The sequence below is a fragment of the Chloroflexota bacterium genome, assembly GCA_020161265.1.
GTDB lineage: Bacteria > Chloroflexota > Chloroflexia > Chloroflexales > Herpetosiphonaceae > Herpetosiphon.
On record JAIUOC010000005.1, the window covers coordinates 481383 to 488626 of the forward strand.

Sequence of the window (7244 nt, forward strand, 5' to 3'; positions counted from 1 at the left end):
TGAAGGGCTATGGGCTATTTGGATTGTTTGAAACACCACGTCATGTTCCGATAGCCTAGCGCCACAAGCCGATTGCTAATTGAATCATCAGATACATCGCGTTCTTCGTGGTTGAATTTCATCCTTCATCCTTCATCCCTGATAAAGTGGTATGCTAGACGCTGGAAAACAAGCCAAACAGTGTTTGGTGTGGATTAAAGGATTATCAGTATGAAGCAGATTCGCCGAATCGGGTTAATCATGTTGAGCTTAAGTTTGTTGGCTTGTGGGGCCACAAATACCAGCGTACCAACTACTCCCGCTGACCCAACTAGGGCCGCTAACCCTGCGCCAACCCTCAGTGGTGAGATAAATGTATTTGCTGCCGCCTCATTAACTGGCGCATTCACTGAGATTGGTAACGCATTTCAGACAACCCATCCTAATACCAAAATCAATTTCAATTTTGCTGGCTCGGATCAGCTGGCAACTCAGATTACCCAGGGTGCACCTGCTGATGTTTTTGCTTCAGCCAATTCTAAACAGATGCAGGTTGCGGTTGATGCTGGCATGATTGATGCTTCAATGCGTCAACCTTTTGCCCGTAATCGTTTAATCGTGATTTATCCCCAAGCCAACCCGGCCCAAATTCAAAGCCTTCAAGATTTAGCCAAGCCTAAACTGAAATTGGTATTGGCCAGCGCAAGTGTGCCAGTTGGCAATTATGCCCTAGATTTTTTGGCGAAAGCCTCAGCTTTGCCCGAATTTGGTACAAGCTATAGCCCAACTGTCTTGTTGAATGTTGTTTCGTATGAAAATAATGTCAAGGCTGTTTTGAGCAAAGTTTCGTTGGGCGAGGCCGATGCAGGCATTGTCTATAGCACCGATGCTGCTTCGGTTACTGATGGCAGCATTGGCACGTTGGCAATTCTCGATCAGTTGAATACGATCGCCACCTATCCGATTGCAATCACCCAAAATAGTGCCAATCCACCACTTGCCCAAGCCTTTGCTGATTTTGTGTTAACTTCCGCAGGCCAACAGATTTTGGCACAGTATGGCTTCATCACCATCACCGATCCTTCAGCATTATCTCCTTATCAACTATTGATTGCTGGCAATTTGACGACACCACTGACCCTAACCGCCGAACTGATCAAGAACTATGAGCAACAACAAGTTGAATTCAATGGTCAAAGCTATCGTGGTTTGGGCTTTGGTCAATTGTTGATCCAAATTCAACCTAAGGGCAATGCTCGAACATTTAGCTTGCTCAGTAGCGATGGCAGCCAAACGGTGCTAGCAATTGCCGACCTCACTGCCGACCCACGGGCAATTATTGCTGTCGAAGCTGATGGCAGTTTTACCAGTATTATTCCGAGCAACCAGACTGCCAGAGAGCTTAAAAACATCGTCAAAATTACGGTAGAATGAACCTATAATTTGCGCAGATCCAGCAACAGGATAGGATGAAAGCCTATCCTGTTTTTATAGGTGGTCCATGGGAAACAATCGTTTTCGTCGCTCGTTTTGGTTGATGCTGAGTAGTTTGCCATTGCTTGGTTTTCTACTGATCCCCTTAATTGCGTTAGCGTTGCGGGTTCCAATTGAGGCATTGGCTAGTACGTTTGCTAAACCAGCCGTGCGCGAAGCCCTCAGCCTGAGCCTGCTTACCACCAGCAGTAGCATGCTGATCACGCTCATTTTCGGGACACCGATCGCAATCCTGCTTTCTCGACCGCGCTTTCGTGGCCAAACCCTGCTTGATACCTTGATTGATCTACCGATGATTTTGCCGCCCTCGGTTGCCGGGATTGCCCTGTTGATGGCGTTTGGGCGGCGCGGTTTGCTCGGCCAATATCTCCGCCTGATCGAGATCGAGTTACCATTTACCACGGCGGCGGTGGTTTTAGCCCAAGTTTTCGTGGCCTCACCCTTTTATATTAAAGCCGCCGCCGCAGCTTTTGCCACGATCGATCACGATTTAGAGGATGCAGCGGCGCTTGATGGGGCGAATTCGCGCCAAATCTTTTGGTTTATCAGCATTCCGCTGGCTTGGGCAGGCGTGGTGAGCGGTGCAGTTATGACTTGGGCACGCGCTTTGGGTGAATTTGGGGCCACGATCATTTTTGCTGGCAATTTCGTGGGTCGCACCCAAACCATGCCTTTGGCTATTTACCAAGGCTTTGAGCAAGATTTAAATGTGGCATTAATTTTGGCTATGCTGCTACTGGTAGTTTCCTTTGGCATTTTAGGTTTGGTTAAAGGGCTATTGGCGCAACGTTTACGCTAAGATTATTTTAATCTGGACATCAGCAATTTCTCATGCAACTCTTATTGATCCCAACCGTCAAATCAAGCACAATCGTGTTCTACGTAGCCGTTTGCTGCGTAGTATTGTAAGCGAAAGGATCGACGATGATTAAAGCTTCACGACGGATGCTCGGTTTGTTGGCGGCAACCTGTGCTTTGGCTTTGGCTCCCTTGACTCCCACCGTAGCAGCGCCCAACGCCTTGGATGTAAGTGTTTTTTGCGAAAATCTAGGTATGCGTAATAACCAAGGCTCATTCTCGTGCGATGCGTTTGCCAGCGGTGGAACTGGCGATTATAGCTATAGCTGGTCGGCGGTGCAAAATGCTACGATTCTGGAAAACTGGGGTAGCTATATTTACGGGAGCTGTGCGATTAACCAAAGTGCTCGAGTGAACGTTGTGGTTACTGATAGCAGCGGAGCCAGCGTCAGCAAAATTGGGCGCGTGGTCTGCCGCAAGGTCGCCTCGTAAGTTCGGCTAATTGGTCATGGGCATCCCTTCCTCTTCGCGATCTCCCGCGCGATGCCCAGTTTTTTAGTAGCAACAACCTCCAAAATATTGCCGATTTGATCTTCTATTACGCCTTTGACCCGCTGATTGAGCAAACGATTACGTTAATAAAGTTAATATTTATTAATAGACATTTAATAGATTATCTTTTGACAAAGCCAATATATTCAGCACAATAGAGGTCTACGTACATAGTTAGTATGTATAGCTGTATTTTTGGAAGGATTGGCAATGTTTAAAACGTCACGACGGGCAATTGGTTTATTGATAGCGACCTGTGCTTTAGCCTTGGCCCCTTTGACTCCGACCGCTGCTGCCCCCAAGCCCTTAACGGTGGTGATCAATTGTTCAAACGATGGAATCTTCGATAACCATGGCTCGTTTACCTGTGGTGCATATGCCAATGGTGGAACCGGTCTCTATCTCTATAGTTGGTCGATCCGCAATGCTGGAATTGTGGAAAATAATGGCTATTCTATTTATGGTTATTGCGAGATTGATGTATCGTACTTGGTTCAGGTAACTGTGACTGATGCTCGTGGAGTTCGCAAGTCGGCGGAGTTTGGCTACCTAGCTTGTGATGGGAATGAGTCCTAATATGGTATTCAGTATAACCGTGGTTCTTTTGCCTGTGATGCCTATGTAAGTGGTGGAATCGGTTCCTACAGCTATAGTTGGTCGCCTGCGCTCAACGCCGATATCGGGCAAAATGGTGGTCACTATGTTTTGAGCAGCTGCACGCTTGGCCGAACGGCACGAGTTAACCTAGTTGTTACCGATAGCAGCGGTGCAAGCGTAGCCAGGGTTGGCCGCTTTTATTGCAGCAGCGATGCCTCGTAACATCAGTTGAGGTTGGTATGGGCATCCCTTTACATCACGATCTTGCCGTGATGCCCATTAATCATCAATTATTCCCAAATGGGCCAAAATTGTGTAGACATAAGCGGTATTGAAACGTGCATTGGGCATATGCTCAGCAATGTCGGCCCGCGTTAAGCGCTTAAGATCAACCTCACTTTGCAACAACACCTCAAAATCTTTGCGCCGCAACCAACGTTTTTTGCGCGTACTATGCGGCTCCAACCAAAGCTCATCTGTATCGACACTTAAAATGCTAAATAATCGGCGTTGGGCTGTGGTAGCCAAGGTTTGGCCAGCCAAGGCTTGCACTCGTTGCCAAAAATCACGCATAGGTGCTCCTTGTTATTGATCAAATTAATTGCTGGCAACAGTATAGCGCTGTTAGGCGAAAAATCAATTATCCTGTGCCAAAATGGGCAGTGATCATGAGCATCATCCACGTTGCCGATGGCGCTGTTCGGTGACTTCTTGGGGCACGGCCACCGCCAGCAGCCGCGCCGCCACCTGCACATGCTAAGGCTCACCGCAATTGAGCAAACTGAACCTAGCCTTTATAACATTGATTGGCTTGCTCGATGACCCATTGCTCAAGCAGCGATGGATAAATTTGCTCACTCAGCAAGGTGCCAAAGCGCTCAATTTTATCGCCACGCTCAAACCAACGGCTAATCAATTGCTCGCCATAGAAATAACTGAAAATATAGGCTCGCCACAATGGTGAGCTAATAAAGCGTAAACGTTGCTGCGCTCGTTCTTCGCTGGTCAAACCATAGCGCACCAAATAATCAACAACCTCGTCAGCAGGCCGACTTTCGGCGTGCAACAGCAAAGCGGCATTGCCAGCCACACCCGCCAAAGCCTTGAGCGCCGTGTTAATGCGTAGTTCTTGGGCTGGGTCGCCAGTGATACCGACTTTGGGATAGAGGGTTTGGGCTTGCCACTCGACTAATTCTTTAGGACTAAACAAGACACCCACCGCACTATTGGCGATGCCCTCAGCCATCACACATTCAGGCGTATTCAGCAAAAAGATCGAATGCTCAGCCCAGCCCCGACCTGCATATAAATCACGTTCTTTGATGCAATGCTCGGTGTGATGGCCTGGGTAGGCCTCGTGAGCAACTAGGTTTGTCAGGCTATTGAGGGCAATCGGCAAATCGGTATTGATATCAACAGCTGAATGATAATTGCCATAATACCAGTTATAGCCACTCCAAGGCTGATTATTGACCAAGCGGAAATCGACTTTTTCGCTAGCAGGCAAGGGATATAACCCCAGCGTGCGGCTGCGCAATTCCGTTTCGATCAATTGTAACAAGGGTTGAGCTTGTTCGCCGTTGATCTCAAATTGCCGTCGCCAGATTTGCGTGCGTTCGAGCACATCGCCTTGGCCTGGCAATAAACTATCGAGTTCGTCGATTGCCTCATCGAACACCGTTTCATCGATCATGGCTGGCTCGATATCAAAGCAGCGTCGTACTTCCTCACGATAATCAAAGCGTTCGCCAGCCAACTGACGACAGGTGGTCGCCATACCAGTGACCTGTTTGCGCAAATACGTGCGGCGACGAATTGGCAAATCGCTGGTTTCAATTTGCTCTAGCAATTGTTCAGCCGCCTGCACCAGCTGGTTGGTTGGCCAAATCGCACTATCTACAACTTGGTCACGGAGATAATTTGGGCCACAATAAGCATCAACATAGCCATCGATATGCTGGCTAATCCGAAACGCTAGCTCAATATAGGCTAGGCCAATGGGTTCAAAAATAGGCATAATCAAGCATCCTCACAACACAAATCTAGCTTTATTGTACCCCAAAGGCTAGGCGTTAACGCTTGATCACAACTTATTCATCATTCCGCGAAATTCTTGGTTCTACAACGTGCTATGCTGATTTCAGCAACAAATTCTCTGTATGAGGAACGCCCATGCGCAGCCGCCAACAACGCATTCTTGCATCACCCTACTATCGCAATAACCAATTTCAAAATTTGTATCCAACCGCCATGCTCCAAGCCAATTCGATGGTCTCGACCTTGCGCCGCCAGTTTTTTGGCAAAGAACAACGTCGGCCAAACAAGCCTTTGCCAAGTGCATGGCCTGGCCAAAGCTTTCACCAAACCCCACCAGCTTCGGGTTTACGCGTGACGTGGCTTGGGCATTCCACCTTATTAATTGAGTTTGCTGGCATCACGATCTTGACAGATCCGGTGTGGGCTAAGCATTTATCGCCAGTGCAGGGCATCGGGCCGCAGCGTTTTCAAACTGCGCCGATTGCGCTGGAGCAGCTGCCAGCAATTGATTTAGTGTTACTTTCGCACGACCATTACGATCATCTCGATAAGCAAACGATTCGCTGGCTAGCGCGTGGCTCAATGCCTTTTGTTACCGCTTTGGGTGTTGGCGATCACCTTGAGCGTTGGGGCATCGCGAGCAGCCGAATTCACGAACTAGATTGGTGGGAAGAACTGCATTTGGCTGAATTTGGGTTGACAATTGCCGCTGTGCCAGCCCAACATTTCTCAGGGCGTGGCCTTAAGCGCAATAGCACGCTTTGGGCTTCGTGGGTAGTAATGAGCCAAAACTCACGGATTTATGTTGGCTGCGATAGTGGCATGTTCGCAGGATTTCAGGATATTGGCCAACGTTATGGCCCCTTTGAGTTGGCGACGCTCGAAATGGCTCAATATGATGTTGCTTGGCCAGGCGTGCATATGCAACCCGAAGAGGCTTTGCAAGCCGCCGAAATATTGCAAGCTCGCACCATGTTGCCAGTACATTGGGGCGCATATTGTCTTTCGCTGCATGCTTGGGATGAGCCAATTGAGCGTTTGTTGAAGGCTGCCCAAGCTAGCTCAATCAATATTCTGACCCCGCAACTAGGCCAACCAGTTGAGCCAAGCCAGCCAAAAGATTTAACTGAATGGTGGCGGGGCTAATCATGACGGGCAGTTTTGAAGCAGTGGCGCGAAGTACGAAAGAAGGATGAAGGATGAAGGATGAGGGATGAGGGATGAGGGATGAAAGATGAAGGATGAGGGATGAGGGATGAGGGATGAGGGATGAGGGATGAACAACAGTGCTTCGCGGCCTTTGCGATCTTCGCGGTTTCGACTCCCCTGCGTGGTGCATTGTAGCCCTTGATGGTTCAGGCTTGTGCAATTTGACACGGTTCAAGAATGCTGCTATACTACGCAAGCTGTCGAAACGAACTGAAACATTTCACAGCACGATGTTTGCTCAACATCACACATTTGACGAATTGCTCCGCTCCGATGCTCTTCTGACATCAGCGGATTTTTTATCGCCAAAATCGCACCTTTCCAACTGATGGGTGCTGCGTCCGCAGCACATTCCATGCATCATAGTTTTTGTTTTTTTGTCACCGTCAATCGCTTCGGTAGGGATTCTACCAAGCAGAGCCACCGTTCTCCGGCTCATTAATCAAGGAGAACACGCAATCGCTTCGGCGATTTGTCGGCGAGTTTGATCCTGGCTCAGGACGAACGCTGGCGGCGTGCCTAATGCATGCAAGTCGAACGCATTCTTCGGAATGAGTGGCGCACGGCTGAGGAACACG

7 protein-coding genes and 1 rRNA gene are annotated in these 7244 nt (G+C 48.7%); 6 read left to right on the forward strand and 2 right to left on the reverse strand.

Annotation, left to right across the window (positions count from 1 at the left end; all coding sequences use genetic code 11):
• Positions 1–210 precede the first annotated feature (210 nt).
• From modA to LCH85_14105, 4 genes are all read left to right on the forward strand, one after another.
• Complete coding sequence (gene modA / locus LCH85_14090) at positions 211–1413, forward strand: molybdate ABC transporter substrate-binding protein (protein MCA0353119.1); 1203 nt, start codon at positions 211–213, stop codon at positions 1411–1413.
• 67 nt (positions 1414–1480) lie between these two features.
• Positions 1481–2272 carry an ABC transporter permease gene (locus LCH85_14095; GenBank protein ID MCA0353120.1) on the forward strand — a complete coding sequence of 264 codons (792 nt, stop codon included), beginning with the start codon at positions 1481–1483 and terminating at the stop codon, positions 2270–2272.
• Between the two features lie 125 nt (positions 2273–2397).
• The gene (locus tag LCH85_14100) at positions 2398–2763 is read left to right on the forward strand and encodes a hypothetical protein (protein MCA0353121.1); all 366 of its coding nucleotides are present in this window, start codon (positions 2398–2400) and stop codon (positions 2761–2763) included.
• Between the two features lie 270 nt (positions 2764–3033).
• Positions 3034–3399 carry a hypothetical protein gene (locus tag LCH85_14105; GenBank protein MCA0353122.1) on the forward strand — a complete coding sequence of 122 codons (366 nt, stop codon included), beginning with the start codon at positions 3034–3036 and terminating at the stop codon, positions 3397–3399.
• Positions 3400–3699: 300 nt separating this feature from the next.
• Here the strand turns inward: LCH85_14105 and LCH85_14110 are convergent, their stop codons facing one another.
• Together LCH85_14110 and LCH85_14115 are read right to left on the reverse strand one after the other, a co-directional pair.
• Positions 3700–3993, reverse strand: coding sequence for a hypothetical protein (locus LCH85_14110; protein MCA0353123.1), 294 nt, complete (start codon positions 3991–3993; stop codon positions 3700–3702).
• Between the two features lie 214 nt (positions 3994–4207).
• Entirely contained in the window at positions 4208–5437 is a 1230-nt protein-coding gene (locus LCH85_14115; GenBank protein ID MCA0353124.1) for a hypothetical protein, read from the reverse strand.
• 155 nt (positions 5438–5592) lie between these two features.
• Between LCH85_14115 and LCH85_14120 the strand changes: the two genes are divergently transcribed.
• Both LCH85_14120 and LCH85_14125 read left to right on the forward strand, forming a co-directional pair.
• Entirely contained in the window at positions 5593–6603 is a 1011-nt protein-coding gene (locus LCH85_14120; protein ID MCA0353125.1) for an MBL fold metallo-hydrolase, read from the forward strand.
• 535 nt (positions 6604–7138) lie between these two features.
• A 16S ribosomal RNA gene (locus LCH85_14125) occupies positions 7139–7244 on the forward strand; the annotation flags it as partial.